We start from the raw sequence: 14,104 nt of genomic DNA on the forward strand, positions 1-14,104 counted from the left end.
CAGTGGGCGCTCTTAAAGAGATTACCACTGGCCTTTTTTGTATCTGTTTTATGCGTTTTTTTAAAGCTAAGCGTTAATCTCGATTAACGCTTTAAGCCTTCGTTCAATAATGGACGCATGATCTTCACTAATTCTGTGGTCACCTTAGGTGAGCCAGCAACGATGTTGCCCGAAACCAAATAGTTATGGTTGCCAGTAAAATCAGTCACTGTACCGCCTGCTTCGCGGCAAATCAGATCGCCAGCAGCGATGTCCCATGGTTTTAAGCCGATTTCAAAGAAACCGTCCAAACGACCCGCGGCAACATAGGCTAAATCTAATGCGGCAGAACCTGCGCGACGTAAGTCAGCACATTGGCCGAAGACTTCGCCGAAAATAGCCATGTAAGTTTCAGTGTGTTGACGCACCTTGAATGGGAAGCCAGTACCAATCATAGTAGGCGCTAATTCATTCACGTTGGTAACACGCAGACGGAAATCATTGAGTTTGGCGCCTTTACCACGGACGGCGGTAAAGAGTTCTTCACGGACAGGATCGTAAACAACGGCAACTTCAGTCTTGCCTTTGTATTGCAGAGCGATAGAAACCGCGAAGTGGGGAATGCCTCTAACAAAGTTGTTAGTGCCATCCAGAGGGTCGACTATCCAAACATAGTCTTTATTCTCACCGCGGTTTTCGCCTTTCTCTTCACCCACGATAGTGTGATCAGGGTAAGATTTACGAATTTGGTAAGTAATTGTCGCTTCTGCTTCCTTGTCTACACTGGTAACAAAATCGTTGATACCTTTTGAACTGACTTCGATACGGTCAAGTTCAGTATAGGCGCGCATAATAGTTTGGCCGGCCGCGCGGGCAGCGCGTACAGCAATCGTCAGCATCGGATGCATTGCAATCCCCTGGATGTTAAAGAACGTTAAAATAGCGGGCGGTATTATACTCGATTTGATAGTTATATCAAATACCGATTTTCATATAAGCATTCGGCAATGGCTGTGATAATATTCGTCCCCAACGTTTTATGAATTAAATTAAGTTGTTTCATGCTAAGTAATATTCGAGTGGTTTTAGTGGGGACTTCGCACCCCGGCAATATTGGTTCTACTGCCAGAGCGATGAAGACTATGGGTCTGTCTACTCTGTATCTTGCAGAACCCCGGGTTGAGCCCGATGGTCATTCCATAGCATTAGCCGCGGGTGCATCGGATATTCTGAAACATCTTGTGAAAGTGGATTCACTTGCTGAAGCGATTGCCGATTGCAGTCTAGTGATTGCAACCAGCGCGCGCAGTCGCACTTTAGATTGGCCCATGTTAGAGCCAAGACAAGCTGGGGTGAAATTAGCGACCGAAGCACTTAAAGGCCCTGTTGCGATTGTGTTTGGCCGTGAAAACCATGGTTTAAGCAATGAAGAGCTGCAACAGTGCACTTATCATGTGGCTATCCCTGCAAATCCAGAGTACAGCTCGCTTAATCTGGCGCAAGCCGTACAAATCATTTGTTATGAAACCCGCGTTGCCCATCTCGCGCAAAAAGACGTTGCCGAAGAAGAGCTGACTGAGTATCCCTTGGCTGCCGATCAGGAACGTTTTTTCGCACACCTTGAAACAACACTGTTATCCACTGGATTTATCATCAAGAACCATCCTGGACAAGTGATGATGAAACTTCGCCGCTTGTTTAGTCGTGCACGGATTGAGAGTCAGGAAATGAATATCCTCAGGGGTATTTTGTCGTCAATTGAGAAAGTGGCGGGTTCTAAAGAAAAATAGCCAAACCTTAATAATTAACACTAATCGCGAAGGATAAACAATGGGCGTGATAGCTAGGCTAAAAGAAGATATTGAATCTATATATCACCGTGATCCTGCGGCGCGTAGCGCGTTTGAGATCTTGGTTAACTATCCAGGCATGCATGCCATTTGGTTGCATCGGATAAGCCATAAGCTATGGAAGCGCGATTGGCGCTTAACGGCACGTTGTTTATCGACGTTTTCCCGTTGGTTGACAGGGGTTGAAATCCATCCTGGTGCAACCATAGGTCATCGATTTTTTATCGACCACGGTATGGGCGTTGTGATAGGTGAAACGGCTGAGATTGGTGATGACTGCACCCTTTATCACGGTGTCACGCTTGGTGGAACCACCTGGCAGGCGGGGAAACGTCACCCGACGTTAGCCAATAACGTGGTGGTGGGCGCAGGGGCAAAAATCCTCGGTCCTATTACCATGCACGATGGTGCGCGTGTGGGCTCTAATTCTGTTGTGGTGAAAGATGTGCCTAAAGATACCACGGTTGTGGGGATTCCTGGGCGCGTGGTGGCTACACCGTCACCGCAATCGAAAGAGAAAACTGAACGCCGCAGCGCGATGGCAAAAAAATATGGCTTCGATGCGTACGCGGTATCACCGGACAATCCCGATCCGGTGGCCAATGCAATAGGGCAGATGCTCGATCACATGCATTTGATGGACTCGAAAGTTCAAGAGTTGTGTCAAGCCATTCAAGGGCTGGGTGGCAATGTCTGCACTGAAAAACTGCCAGAGCTTGATATGGGCGAGTTCAATGATGCAGAAAAAGCGGCAGCGGAAAAACGCCATAGTGCATTAGATGAGTTTGATCCGAGTATCTAAGTTTCAAGAAATGGTTCAACTTAGCGGTCTAACTTGCTTAAGGGCTGACCCTTACAAGGGTCTCGTTTAGCGTGTTACTTTAGCTTATCCTGTTGTAAAGGCGCATATTGCGATCAAACCTGAGTTTGATCGCGCCATAGAACCGAGATCACTTTTATCCTGCGTTTATATCGTGCTAGATGTCGATTAATTGGCGCTTTAGCATTGAATCTTAGGCTAGAAAAAGGTTAAATACCCCACCAAGATGAAAGGGTATTGGTTATGTGCACACTCATATACTTGAGTGTTTTAGTAGGTTTTAATACTTGACTGAATTACTCGGGTATGTTGAAATAATGCATACCTGTTCGGGAGCTATGGTAGTTATGAAACTTACATCAAAAGGTCGTTATGCAGTAACCGCTATGCTAGATGTGGCAATCCACTCAGCATCGGGACCAGTTCCCTTAGCGGATATCTCTGAAAGACAAGGGATTTCGCTTTCCTATCTGGAACAACTCTTCGCTAAGCTAAGAAAACACGGTTTAGTTGCCAGTGTACGTGGACCGGGCGGTGGTTATCGCTTAGGCCTAGAAGCCAATGATATTTCAGTCGGCATGGTTGTCCATGCTGTAGACGAGTCTGTCGATGCGACTCGTTGCCAAGGACTTGGCAACTGTCAGAGTGGAACTCGCTGCTTAACCCATTCACTTTGGGGCGATTTAAGCAAACAAATTTCCGATTTTTTAGATGGTATCAGTCTTGCCGGCTTGATGCAGAAGCGAGATGTGCAATTTATCTCACTTAAGCAAGACACTATGCAAAAGGAACAAAGAGTCAGTTTATAGCGGCACTTTGTTATATATAAAAATAATTTTTGTACGTTGTATGTAGCCTCTACCAGAGACTGCTCAGTACGGAGTGTGTTATGAAGCTTCCTATCTATTTAGATTATGCCGCCACCACGCCTGTTGATCCTAGAGTCGCGGAAAAGATGTTCCAATGCATGACAATGGACGGCATCTTTGGTAATCCGGCCTCACGTTCACACCGCTACGGCTGGCAAGCCGAAGAAGCGGTGGATATTGCTCGCAACCAAGTTGCCGAGTTAATTAACGCCGATCACCGCGAAATTGTATTTACCTCTGGTGCGACGGAATCGAACAACTTAGCGATAAAAGGTGTTGCTCATTTCTATCACAAGAAAGGCAAGCACATCATCACCAGTAAGACTGAACATAAAGCGGTTCTCGATACTTGTCGCCAATTAGAGCGTGAAGGTTTCGAAGTGACTTATTTAGAGCCTGCTGCAAACGGCATCATTCCGATGGAACGTTTAGAAGCGGCAATGCGTGACGACACTATCCTTGTCAGCATTATGCACGTGAACAACGAAATCGGTGTTATCCACGATATCGATGCCATCGGTGAACTATGCCGTTCAAAAGGCATCATTTTCCACATGGACGCGGCGCAAAGTGCAGGCAAAGTGCCTATCGATGTGCAAGCCACTAAAGTGGATTTGATCTCGATTTCTGGCCACAAAATGTATGGCCCTAAAGGTATCGGTGCCCTGTATGTTCGCCGTAAGCCACGCATTCGCTTAGAAGCGCAAATGCACGGTGGTGGTCATGAGCGTGGTATGCGTAGCGGTACGTTACCAACGCATCAAATCGTAGGTTTAGGTGAAGCTGCTGCAATCGCAAAAGTGGAAATGGCCTCTGATGACGCTCGTATCGGTGCATTACGTGACAAATTATGGAATGGCATCAAGCACATTGAAGAAACCTATATCAATGGTGATGCGATTGAGCGTGTTAGCGGTAGCCTCAACGTCAGCTTCAACTATGTTGAAGGTGAGTCGTTAATGATGGCACTGAAAGATTTAGCGGTTTCATCGGGTTCGGCTTGTACCTCAGCCAGCCTAGAGCCTAGTTACGTATTACGTGCACTTGGCTTAAATGATGAAATGGCACATAGCTCGATTCGTTTCTCTATAGGCCGTTTCACAACCGAAGAAGAAATCGATCACGCTATCGAAGTAATTACTCAATCTATTGATAAATTAAGAGAAATGTCTCCTTTGTGGGAAATGTTTAAAGATGGGATCGACCTGAACCAAGTTCAGTGGGCACATCATTAATTCTGACCTTTACAATAGATAATTTTGGAGCAGTACCATGGCTTACAGTGAAAAAGTGATAGATCATTATGAGAATCCACGTAACGTTGGTTCTTTCGATAAAAACGATCCTTCGGTCGTGACCGGTATGGTAGGCGCACCTGCTTGCGGTGACGTGATGAAACTTCAGTTGAAAATTGGTGCTGATGGCATCATTCAAGACGCTAAGTTCAAAACCTACGGTTGTGGTAGCGCGATTGCGTCTAGCTCACTGGTAACTGAGTGGGTTAAAGGCAAGACTATCGAACAAGCTGCGGCGATCAAAAACACGGATATCGCTGAAGAATTGGCATTGCCACCAGTGAAGATCCACTGTTCAATTTTGGCTGAAGATGCCATTAAAGCTGCTATCGACGAGTACAAATCGAAACAAGCTAAGTAACATCTGGAGTTAAGATGGCGATTACAATGACCCCAGCGGCAGCCGATCGTGTCAGATCTTTCTTAGTCAACCGAGGCAAAGGTGTAGGCCTTCGTCTCGGCTTAAGAACATCAGGCTGTTCTGGTATGGCTTATGTACTTGAGTTCGTTGATTCTTTAAATGATGACGATGAAGTGTTTGATATCGAAGATGTGAAAATCATCATAGATGCCAAGAGCCTTATCTATCTTCAAGGGATCGAGCTGGATTTTGTTAAAGAAGGGCTGAATGAAGGCTTCCAATTTAATAATCCTAACGCAAAAGGTGAGTGTGGTTGTGGTGAGAGTTTCACTGTTTAACCGCTAAAGTTGACGCATGAATTATTTCGAGCTGTTTAAATTTTCCCCTGCCTTCGATATTGATACCGCCTTACTTGCAGAACGCTATCGCGAACTGCAACGGGCGGTTCATCCCGATAAATTTGCCAATGATACTGAACAGCAAAAATTGCTGTCGGTGCAGCGCACGGCGCAAGTCAATGATGGTTTTCAAACCTTAAAAGATCCCATTCGCCGCGCTGAGCATATGTTGTCGCTGCGTGGAATTGAATTAAGCCATGAAACCACGACAGTGAAAGATACCGGCTTCTTGATGCAGCAAATGGAATGGCGCGAGGCGTTAGAAGATATACGCGATAGTGCCGATCCTCAAGCAAGTATTGACGAGCTATATCAATCGTTTGCAGAGTACCGCGCGCAACTCACTCAGCAACTGACTCAACTATTAACCAGTGAGCAGGCTGAAGATGCATTGTTAGCGGCGGATCAAGTTCGCAAACTCAAATTTATGGCAAAATTACACGACGAGTTGACCAGAGTCGAAGACGCTCTGTTAGATTGATTTTCCGTGTTTATGTTACTTTGCTGACTCAAGTACGCTTGAGTTGGCATTACTAAGTTGGATATATATGGCCCTTTTGCAGATAGCTGAGCCCGGTCAAAGTGCCGCGCCGCACCAACATAGACTTGCCGTTGGCATCGATTTAGGTACGACCAATTCTTTGGTGGCGGCCGTTCGAAGTGGAGAGACGGCAACCCTGCCGGACGAACTTGGACAGCATTCATTACCTTCTATCGTGCGTTATACCCAAGATTCAGTCGAAGTCGGCGCACTTGCGGCGTTGAGTTCGGCGCAGGATCCGCAAAACACGATCGTTTCGGTAAAGCGTTTTATGGGCCGCAGCCTAGCGGATATTCAAGCTGGCGAGCAATCATTACCCTACGAGTTTGCCGAAAGCGAAAACGGTTTACCTTTATTTGTGACTCCCCAAGGCCAAGTGAATCCCGTGCAAGTATCTGCGGAGATTTTACGTCCGCTGATCGCCCGCGCTGAAAAAACCTTAGGCGGCGAACTGCAAGGCGTGGTGATCACTGTGCCTGCGTATTTCGATGATGCCCAGCGCCAAGGCACAAAAGATGCCGCAGCTTTGCTGGGTGTTAAAGTGCTACGTTTGTTGAATGAACCGACTGCTGCTGCGATTGCCTATGGTTTAGATTCTAAGCAAGAGGGCGTGATTGCCATCTATGATTTAGGCGGCGGTACTTTCGATATTTCTATTTTGCGCTTGAATCGCGGTGTATTCGAAGTGTTAGCCACTGGTGGTGATTCAGCGCTTGGCGGCGATGATTTCGATCATTTACTGCAAGCACATATGCAACAAGTGTGGCAGCTTAGCGACATCGACTCACAATTAAGTCGTCAGTTGTTGATTGAATCGCGTCGAGTCAAAGAAGCCTTAACGGATGCAGCAGAAACTGAAGCAAAAGTGATCCTTGCCGATGGTACTGAACTGACGCAAATCGTTACTAAAGCTGAATTTGATGCCATGATTGCGGCATTGGTGAAAAAGACGATTGCCAGCTGTCGCCGTACCCTGCGTGATGCGGGCGTGACGACGGATGAAGTGCTTGAAACTGTGATGGTTGGCGGTTCAACGCGCGTGCCATTAGTGCGTGAACAGGTCGAAGCTTTCTTCGGTAAACCACCCCTGACGTCTATCGATCCCGATCGTGTTGTCGCCATTGGCGCGGCCATTCAAGCCGACATTTTAGTGGGTAACAAACCCGAATCGGATTTGTTATTGCTCGATGTGATCCCTTTGTCATTAGGCATAGAGACCATGGGCGGCTTAGTGGAAAAAGTGGTATCGCGTAATACCACGATTCCGGTTGCACGGGCGCAGGAATTTACCACCTTTAAAGATGGTCAAACGGCCATGACATTCCATGTGGTGCAGGGCGAGCGTGAGCTCGTCGCTGATTGCCGCTCACTGGCGCGTTTTACCTTAAAGGGTATTCCGCCGTTAGCCGCTGGTGCTGCGCATATTCGGGTGACCTTTCAAGTGGATGCCGATGGTTTACTTAGCGTGACCGCGATGGAGAAATCCACCGGCGTGCAGTCTAGTATTCAAGTTAAGCCGTCTTTTGGTTTATCGGATACTGAAATTGCCACTATGCTGAAAGATTCGATGAAGTATGCCAAAGACGATATAGGTCGTCGTATGCTGGCCGAGCAGCAAGTGGAGGCGGCGAGGGTACTCGAGTCTTTACATGCAGCGTTAGCGAAGGATGGCGATTTGCTGAATGCCGATGAGCGTGCTCAGATCGATGCTACTATGGCCAATGTGGCGCAAGTTGCCGCGGGCGATGATGCCGATGCGATTAAACTCGCGATTGAAAAACTGGATGAGCAAACCCAAGATTTTGCTGCCAGACGTATGGACAATTCTATTCGAGTGGCATTTAAAGGCCAGTCGATCGACAACATATAGGTGATGTAATGCCCCAATTAGTCTTTCTTCCCCATGCCGAGTTGTGCCCTGATGGCGCTGTGCTTGAGGCGAATGTTGGTGAGACCATTCTCGATGTTGCGCTGCGTAATGGCATCAATATCGAGCATGCCTGTGAAAAGTCCTGTGCTTGCACGACGTGTCACTGTATTGTGCGTGAAGGCTTTAATGATCTTGAGCCAAGTGATGAGCTAGAAGATGACATGTTAGACAAAGCATGGGGACTCGAGCCCGAAAGCCGTCTATCTTGTCAGGCTAAAGTGGTCGACACTGACATGGTGATTGAGATCCCTAAATACACGGTTAACATGGTTAGCGAAGGCAATTAATATTGCTTCGATAATGATTAAAACCAGTCCACGTGACTGGTTTTTTGCTTTTGGCGTTGAGCATTTGTGCAACTAATCTTGTCTATGCCTCTAGTTGTTTGATTTATCCTTGCGCAGGCGTATTATGCGCTCAAAATTAATGGTTGCCGGAGACCAAATGAGAATAGCGATTTTATCGCAAGGGCCAGAGTTATATTCAACGAAGCGACTCGTTGAAGCGGCTCAATTACGTGGTCATGAAGTACACGTAATCAATCCCCTTGAATGTTATATGAATATCAACATGCGGCAATCGAGTATCCACATTGGCGGGCGAGAGTTACCTGCATTTGATGCCGTGATCCCCCGTATTGGGGCGTCGATTACCTTTTATGGTTCGGCGGTGTTGCGCCAATTTGAGATGATGGGCGTCTATGCATTAAATGATTCAGTTGGAATTTCCCGCTCACGGGACAAATTGCGTTCTATGCAGCTGATGTCACGCCGCGGTATTGGTTTGCCTATTACCGGTTTTGCCAATAAACCGAGTGATATTCCTGACTTAATTGATATGGTGGGTGGCGCACCTCTGGTGATTAAATTACTCGAAGGCACCCAAGGCATTGGCGTGGTATTAGCCGAGACCCGCAAAGCGGCTGAGAGCGTGATTGAAGCCTTTATGGGCCTTAAAGCCAACATCATGGTGCAGGAATATATCAAAGAAGCCAACGGTGCAGACATTCGCTGTTTCGTGCTCGGTGATAAAGTGATTGCCGCCATGAAACGTCAAGCTATGCCCGGTGAGTTCCGCTCTAATTTGCACCGTGGTGGCACGGCGAGTTTAGTCAAACTGACTCCTGAAGAGCGCTCTGTAGCTATTCGTGCGGCGAAGACGATGGGATTGAATGTGGCAGGGGTTGATTTGTTACGCTCAAACCATGGTCCAGTGATCATGGAAGTGAACTCTTCACCAGGGCTTGAGGGGATTGAAGGTGCCACCACGAAAGATGTGGCGGGTGCTATTATTGATTTTGTTGAAAAAAATGCGATTAAAGTGAAAAAGGTGACTCAAGCACAGGGTTAACCCCTTGGTGTCGAGTATTGACTACGGAATATCAACACTTGATTCACCTCCTTATGGGTAACGGCGTTAAGCACTAGCTTACCCATTCAAGCGAACCGAATAGGGGAAAACGATGACATTAACTTGGATAGATTCGTTAGATATTGCGTTGGAATTACTCGAAGCACACCCAGAGGTGAATCCTACTCAACTGCATTTCACCCAACTGTATGAGTGGGTGTTAGCTTTGAATGATTTTGCTGATGATCCTAAGCATTGCAATGAAAAAATACTGGAAGCAATTCAGCAGTGTTGGATTGATGAAAAGTAGTGAGCACAGTTGTGGTACGGCTTTTTATGTGAGGCATCTTGTCCTTCAGAAGATTAACTAAGGTGATTTATCTCACGTATTTGCAGTGGCGCAGAGAATATTTGGCGAGAGTTTGATCACAGTCAAGTTCATTTTCAGTGGATATCGTAATTTGTTGTATATTGGTTAAGGCATTTATATGGCTTAACTTTATTATCGCAACTGCAAGGATGTTCACATGAAACTTTTGCTTGTATTGTTATGTATGCTTGTCCCTTCAATGGCTTGGGCTCATCCAGGTCATGGCGGTGTTGGTTTATTCCACCACTTGTTAGATCTTGCTCCCGCAGTCATTTTAGTCGCTTTAATTGCATGGGCTGGTATTTGGGCAAAAAACAAAAAATAATCCCATTTTTTAATGAGTTAATGAACCCTGCTAAGGATTTATCCTCCTAGCGGGGTATTTTGCGTGATCAAGCTGATTACGAATAAAGCGAATGTGCGCAATATCTCAGACTAATTTGCTATAAAGATAGGATTTAGCTTTTAAATTTCGTATAATCCGCGCGAATTTTTTAAACTTGCTGACAAAGGAAGCTAGTTATGGCGATCGAACGCACATTTTCTATTATCAAGCCAGATGCTGTTGCAAAAAACCACATCGGTGCTATCTACAATCGTTTTGAAACTGCTGGTCTTAAGATCGTTGCAGCTAAAATGTTACACCTGACCAAAGAACAAGCTGAAGGTTTCTATGCTGAGCATAGCGAGCGCGGTTTCTTCGGTGCTCTGGTTGCATTTATGACTTCTGGTCCAATCATGGTCCAAGTATTAGAAGGCGAAAACGCTGTTTTAGCTCACCGTGAAATTTTAGGTGCAACTAATCCAGCTCAAGCAGCTCCTGGTACTATCCGTGCTGATTTCGCAGAAAGCATTGACGAAAACGCGGCTCACGGTTCAGATGCTGTTGAATCTGCTGCTCGTGAAATTGCTTACTTCTTCAGCGCTGAAGAATTGTGTCCACGCACTCGTTAATTCGATGCTAAGACTGAAAAAGGAGCCTAGGCTCCTTTTTTATTGGCTGCAATTTAGCGAATATAGATTTCCGTGTTGCAATGACGCTAATGCCTCTATACAAATCACACGTCAATTCAAAGTGTTAAAAATTAATTAGAGTTTGTTTTTATTAGTCTTTTTAAATTTTGCACATTTTTTTTATTTTCTTGCTTGAAATTTTCTCTCCCGTCCTTATATCTATTTCAGGATCGCTCGATGAGGATCCTAGTGTGAATTCTGTGCCGTAAGGACAGAAGATTTAACTCGGCAGACTCTACAAGCGTTTTCATCGTGAAAACCGTCCGCCAATTCTCCATATTGCTTAAGACAAGGATATGAATATGCGTAATTATGATCTAGCTCCCCTGTACCGTAGTGCCATTGGTTTTGACCGTTTAGCTCAGCTGGCAGAACATGCCGCCGCTAATAATGGTAATACTGGCTATCCCCCATATAACATTGAATTATTAGGCGAAAATCGCTATCGCATTACTATGGCCGTGGCCGGATTCTCAATGAATGAACTTGAGATCAGCAGTGAAGGTGAGAAATTACTGGTGAAAGGCAACAAAGCTGAAAGCCAAAGCGAGCGTAAATACTTGTACCAAGGCATAGCGGAACGCGGTTTTGAGCGTACTTTCCAACTGGCAGACTATGTCACTGTGCTCGGCGCAAGTTTAGAAAATGGCTTACTCAATATTGATTTAGTGCGTGAAATCCCTGAAGCGTTGAAACCACGCAAAATCGAGATCACTTCATCGCGCTTGCTAGACAGCCAGTCATAATTGACACTGCGGTAACCACCTAAAAACAAGGGGAGCATAATGCTCCCCTTGATGTTTTTGTGTTTACGCAAAAAATGTCCGCGAGATTTCCGTGAGAAAGTTACGCTTTCATGGCCTTTTCGCCGCGAGCCAAACCCACCACACCGGAGCGAGAGACTTCGACCAATTTAGTCACTTCACCTAGCGCATGGATAAACGCATCGAGTTTCTCTGATGTGCCGACCATTTGGATGGTATATAAATTGGCGGTGACATCGACAATTTGGCCGCGGAAAATGTCCGCCATCCGTTTAACTTCTTCCCTAAACTCGCCTTGGGCGCGGACCTTGATAAGGGCTAATTCGCGTTCAATATAAGCAGACTCGGTAATATTCGAAACTTTTAACACATCGATGAGTTTATGTAACTGCTTCTCTATCTGCTCTAACACCATTTCGTCGGCAACGACCGTGATGTTAAGCCGCGACAGTGTGATATCGTCCGTTGGCGCCACTGTTAAACTTTCAATGTTATAACCGCGCTGCGAAAACAAACCGACCACACGAGATAGGGCGCCGGATTGGTTTTCTAATAATACAGATATAATTCGACGCATTAGCATTTCTCCGTCTTGGTTAGCCACATTTCATTCATCGCACCGCCGCGGATCAGCATGGGGTACACGTGCTCAGTTTCATCCACCATGATGTCGATAAAGACCAGTCTGTCTTTCATCGCCAGCGCTTCTGCCATTTTTGACTCAAGTTCGGCGGGATCGCTTATCGTCATACCTACATGGCCATAGGCCTCGGCAATTTTGGCAAAATTGGGTACTGAATCCATATAGGAATGTGAGTGACGGCCAGAGTAAATCATGTCCTGCCATTGTTTAACCATGCCAAGGAAACGATTGTTTAAGTTGATAATTTTAACCGGCGTATCATATTGCAGCGCGGTCGAAAGCTCTTGAATGTTCATCTGGATTGAACCATCACCCGTGACACAGACAACCGTGGCATCAGGCATCGCCATTTTAACCCCCATTGCGGCGGGTAGACCAAACCCCATGGTGCCTAGACCCCCTGAGTTGATCCAGCGGCGCGGCTTATCAAACGGATAGTACAAGGCGGCAAACATCTGGTGCTGGCCAACGTCAGAGGCGACATAGGCATCGCCATTGGTCAGCTTATACAAGGTTTCAATCACTTGCTGTGGTTTGATGCGACCACTGTTTTTGTCATAGGCCAGACAATCGCGGCCGCGCCATTGCTCAATATCATTCCACCAAGTGGCGATGGCATCGTTGTCATTGTGCTCGTTCGATTCATCTAACAGTGTCAACATGCTGTCTAAAATACTGTCGGCCGACCCTACGATGGGAATATCGACGTGGATAGTTTTTGAAATAGACGAGGGGTCGATATCTATGTGCAAAATGGTCGCGTTCGGGCAATATTTTTCCACATTATTAGTGGTTCTATCGTCGAAGCGCACACCAATACCGAAGATCAAATCGCAGTTATGCATAGTCATGTTGGCTTCGTAGCGACCGTGCATCCCTAGCATGCCTAGGCTGTTTTTGTGGGTACTTGGAAAAGCCCCTAGTCCCATGAGTGTGCTGACCACGGGAATATTCAGTCTCTCAGCTAATTGCAGGATTTGCTTATCACAACCTGAGATAATGGCGCCGCCACCGACATAGAGCACAGGCTTTTTAGCCGCTAATAGTGCCTGTAGTCCACGACGGATCTGTCCTTTATGCCCCGAGGTTGTCGGGTTGTACGAGCGCATTTTCACGCTTTCGGGATAAATATATTCGTGCAGCAGCGCTGGGTTTAAGCAATCTTTTGGTAGGTCGACGACCACAGGCCCAGGACGGCCGGTAGAGGCAATATAAAAGGCTTTTTTTATCGTTTCAGGGATTTGAGTGGGATCTTTAACTAAAAAGCTGTGTTTAACCACAGGGCGAGAGATGCCGATCATATCGCATTCTTGGAAGGCGTCATTACCGATAAGGTTGCTCGGTACTTGACCCGATAATACGACGAGGGGAATAGAGTCCATGTAGGCGGTGGCAATACCGGTAATCGCGTTGGTGGCACCTGGTCCTGAAGTGACTAATACCACGCCCACTTTACCCGTAGCACGGGCATAACCATCAGCCATATGCACGGCAGCTTGTTCGTGGCGAACGAGTATGTGTTCAATACCTGGGATAACGTGCAGGGCATCGTAGATATCTAAAACTGAACCGCCAGGATAGCCAAAAATGTGCTTTACGCCTTCATCAATCAAAGAACGCACTATCATGCTGGCGCCGGATAACATCTCCATGTGGAACTCCTATTGCATAGTACCGTTACGGTAAACAGTATTTTGTTACAGCGACGGTAATCGCTCTAAAAATTAAGCCTGAAGGGTAATTCAGACTCCGAAATGCTGAACTGACTTCGTAGAAGACAAGTGATTCATCCTTAGGATGCAGCAACTGTTGCAATGAACAGAATTTCATCATATTCAAAAAAAACAACATTTCAAGCCTTTTATGTAAAAAATAACCAACTTGAAACAATTTCACGTTTGAATGGCTGGATAACTTGCT

The 14,104-nt window shown here is 46.2% G+C and carries 17 protein-coding genes; 14 read left to right on the top strand and 3 right to left on the bottom strand.

Going from position 1 to position 14,104, the window contains the following annotated elements; all coding sequences use genetic code 11:
- Nucleotides 1–83: 83 nt before the first annotated feature.
- Entirely contained in the window at nt 84–887 is an 804-nt protein-coding gene (gene suhB, locus L5M51_RS06580; RefSeq protein WP_263172023.1) for an inositol-1-monophosphatase, read from the bottom strand.
- Between the two features lie 153 nt (nt 888–1,040).
- Between suhB and trmJ the strand changes: the two genes are divergently transcribed.
- The 14 genes from trmJ (at nt 1,041) to L5M51_RS06650 (ending at nt 11,523) form a co-directional block, all read left to right on the top strand.
- On the top strand, nt 1,041–1,769 hold the full coding sequence (trmJ, locus tag L5M51_RS06585; RefSeq protein ID WP_263172026.1) for a tRNA (cytosine(32)/uridine(32)-2'-O)-methyltransferase TrmJ: 729 nt from the start codon (nt 1,041–1,043) through the stop codon (nt 1,767–1,769).
- Nucleotides 1,770–1,809: 40 nt separating this feature from the next.
- Nucleotides 1,810–2,631, top strand: coding sequence for a serine O-acetyltransferase (gene cysE, locus L5M51_RS06590; RefSeq protein ID WP_028759817.1), 822 nt, complete (start codon nt 1,810–1,812; stop codon nt 2,629–2,631).
- Between the two features lie 365 nt (nt 2,632–2,996).
- Complete coding sequence (gene iscR / locus L5M51_RS06595; RefSeq protein WP_006081858.1) at nt 2,997–3,458, top strand: Fe-S cluster assembly transcriptional regulator IscR; 462 nt, start codon at nt 2,997–2,999, stop codon at nt 3,456–3,458.
- 80 nt (nt 3,459–3,538) lie between these two features.
- On the top strand, nt 3,539–4,753 hold the full coding sequence (locus tag L5M51_RS06600; protein WP_263172027.1) for an IscS subfamily cysteine desulfurase: 1,215 nt from the start codon (nt 3,539–3,541) through the stop codon (nt 4,751–4,753).
- 37 nt (nt 4,754–4,790) lie between these two features.
- Nucleotides 4,791–5,174, top strand: coding sequence for a Fe-S cluster assembly scaffold IscU (gene iscU / locus L5M51_RS06605; RefSeq protein WP_006081856.1), 384 nt, complete (start codon nt 4,791–4,793; stop codon nt 5,172–5,174).
- A 14-nt stretch (nt 5,175–5,188) separates the two neighbouring features.
- The gene (gene iscA / locus L5M51_RS06610; RefSeq protein WP_006081855.1) at nt 5,189–5,512 is read left to right on the top strand and encodes an iron-sulfur cluster assembly protein IscA; all 324 of its coding nucleotides are present in this window, start codon (nt 5,189–5,191) and stop codon (nt 5,510–5,512) included.
- 16 nt (nt 5,513–5,528) lie between these two features.
- Nucleotides 5,529–6,053: a co-chaperone HscB gene (gene hscB / locus L5M51_RS06615; protein WP_071939411.1), complete on the top strand. Its 525-nt coding sequence runs from the start codon at nt 5,529–5,531 to the stop codon at nt 6,051–6,053.
- Nucleotides 6,054–6,120: 67 nt separating this feature from the next.
- Nucleotides 6,121–7,983 carry a Fe-S protein assembly chaperone HscA gene (gene hscA, locus L5M51_RS06620; RefSeq protein ID WP_263172029.1) on the top strand — a complete coding sequence of 621 codons (1,863 nt, stop codon included), beginning with the start codon at nt 6,121–6,123 and terminating at the stop codon, nt 7,981–7,983.
- A gap of 8 nt (nt 7,984–7,991) precedes the next feature.
- Nucleotides 7,992–8,330: an ISC system 2Fe-2S type ferredoxin gene (gene fdx / locus L5M51_RS06625; protein WP_006081852.1), complete on the top strand. Its 339-nt coding sequence runs from the start codon at nt 7,992–7,994 to the stop codon at nt 8,328–8,330.
- Between the two features lie 157 nt (nt 8,331–8,487).
- Nucleotides 8,488–9,393 carry a 30S ribosomal protein S6--L-glutamate ligase gene (gene rimK / locus L5M51_RS06630; RefSeq protein WP_006081851.1) on the top strand — a complete coding sequence of 302 codons (906 nt, stop codon included), beginning with the start codon at nt 8,488–8,490 and terminating at the stop codon, nt 9,391–9,393.
- 112 nt (nt 9,394–9,505) lie between these two features.
- Nucleotides 9,506–9,703, top strand: a complete 198-nt coding sequence (gene iscX / locus L5M51_RS06635) for a Fe-S cluster assembly protein IscX (RefSeq protein WP_028759821.1) — start codon at nt 9,506–9,508, stop codon at nt 9,701–9,703.
- A gap of 217 nt (nt 9,704–9,920) precedes the next feature.
- On the top strand, nt 9,921–10,088 hold the full coding sequence (locus L5M51_RS06640; protein ID WP_081729028.1) for a hypothetical protein: 168 nt from the start codon (nt 9,921–9,923) through the stop codon (nt 10,086–10,088).
- A 197-nt stretch (nt 10,089–10,285) separates the two neighbouring features.
- The gene (gene ndk / locus L5M51_RS06645; protein ID WP_011789197.1) at nt 10,286–10,717 is read left to right on the top strand and encodes a nucleoside-diphosphate kinase; all 432 of its coding nucleotides are present in this window, start codon (nt 10,286–10,288) and stop codon (nt 10,715–10,717) included.
- Between the two features lie 362 nt (nt 10,718–11,079).
- A complete protein-coding gene (locus L5M51_RS06650; RefSeq protein ID WP_263172030.1) occupies nt 11,080–11,523 on the top strand; it encodes an Hsp20 family protein in 444 nt (147 codons plus the stop codon).
- 100 nt (nt 11,524–11,623) lie between these two features.
- On the opposite strand, the gene ilvN is transcribed toward L5M51_RS06650, so the two are convergent.
- Nucleotides 11,624–12,118, bottom strand: a complete 495-nt coding sequence (gene ilvN / locus L5M51_RS06655; RefSeq protein WP_028759823.1) for an acetolactate synthase small subunit — start codon at nt 12,116–12,118, stop codon at nt 11,624–11,626.
- Complete coding sequence (locus tag L5M51_RS06660; protein WP_105252618.1) at nt 12,118–13,836, bottom strand: acetolactate synthase 3 large subunit; 1,719 nt, start codon at nt 13,834–13,836, stop codon at nt 12,118–12,120. The genes ilvN and L5M51_RS06660 overlap by 1 nt, the downstream gene beginning before the upstream one ends.
- Nucleotides 13,837–14,104: the final 268 nt, after the last annotated feature.

Source organism: Shewanella sp. SM73 (genome assembly GCF_025653795.1).
GTDB classification, from domain to species: Bacteria; Pseudomonadota; Gammaproteobacteria; order Enterobacterales; family Shewanellaceae; genus Shewanella; species Shewanella oncorhynchi.

What these genes read in the sequence shown, in the direction of transcription:
- hscB (WP_071939411.1), top strand. Translation starts at nt 5,529, where the DNA reads ATGAATTATTTCGAGCTGTTTAAATTTTCCCCTGCCTTCGATATTGAT.
- L5M51_RS06640 (WP_081729028.1), top strand. Translation starts at nt 9,921, where the DNA reads ATGAAACTTTTGCTTGTATTGTTATGTATGCTTGTCCCTTCAATGGCT.
- iscU (WP_006081856.1), top strand. Translation starts at nt 4,791, where the DNA reads ATGGCTTACAGTGAAAAAGTGATAGATCATTATGAGAATCCACGTAAC.
- fdx (WP_006081852.1), top strand. Translation starts at nt 7,992, where the DNA reads ATGCCCCAATTAGTCTTTCTTCCCCATGCCGAGTTGTGCCCTGATGGC.
- rimK (WP_006081851.1), top strand. Translation starts at nt 8,488, where the DNA reads ATGAGAATAGCGATTTTATCGCAAGGGCCAGAGTTATATTCAACGAAG.
- L5M51_RS06600 (WP_263172027.1), top strand. Translation starts at nt 3,539, where the DNA reads ATGAAGCTTCCTATCTATTTAGATTATGCCGCCACCACGCCTGTTGAT.
- L5M51_RS06650 (WP_263172030.1), top strand. Translation starts at nt 11,080, where the DNA reads ATGCGTAATTATGATCTAGCTCCCCTGTACCGTAGTGCCATTGGTTTT.
- trmJ (WP_263172026.1), top strand. Translation starts at nt 1,041, where the DNA reads ATGCTAAGTAATATTCGAGTGGTTTTAGTGGGGACTTCGCACCCCGGC.
- ndk (WP_011789197.1), top strand. Translation starts at nt 10,286, where the DNA reads ATGGCGATCGAACGCACATTTTCTATTATCAAGCCAGATGCTGTTGCA.
- L5M51_RS06660 (WP_105252618.1), bottom strand. Translation starts at nt 13,836, where the DNA reads ATGGAGATGTTATCCGGCGCCAGCATGATAGTGCGTTCTTTGATTGAT.
- cysE (WP_028759817.1), top strand. Translation starts at nt 1,810, where the DNA reads ATGGGCGTGATAGCTAGGCTAAAAGAAGATATTGAATCTATATATCAC.
- iscR (WP_006081858.1), top strand. Translation starts at nt 2,997, where the DNA reads ATGAAACTTACATCAAAAGGTCGTTATGCAGTAACCGCTATGCTAGAT.
- ilvN (WP_028759823.1), bottom strand. Translation starts at nt 12,118, where the DNA reads ATGCGTCGAATTATATCTGTATTATTAGAAAACCAATCCGGCGCCCTA.
- hscA (WP_263172029.1), top strand. Translation starts at nt 6,121, where the DNA reads ATGGCCCTTTTGCAGATAGCTGAGCCCGGTCAAAGTGCCGCGCCGCAC.
- iscA (WP_006081855.1), top strand. Translation starts at nt 5,189, where the DNA reads ATGGCGATTACAATGACCCCAGCGGCAGCCGATCGTGTCAGATCTTTC.
- iscX (WP_028759821.1), top strand. Translation starts at nt 9,506, where the DNA reads ATGACATTAACTTGGATAGATTCGTTAGATATTGCGTTGGAATTACTC.
- suhB (WP_263172023.1), bottom strand. Translation starts at nt 887, where the DNA reads ATGCATCCGATGCTGACGATTGCTGTACGCGCTGCCCGCGCGGCCGGC.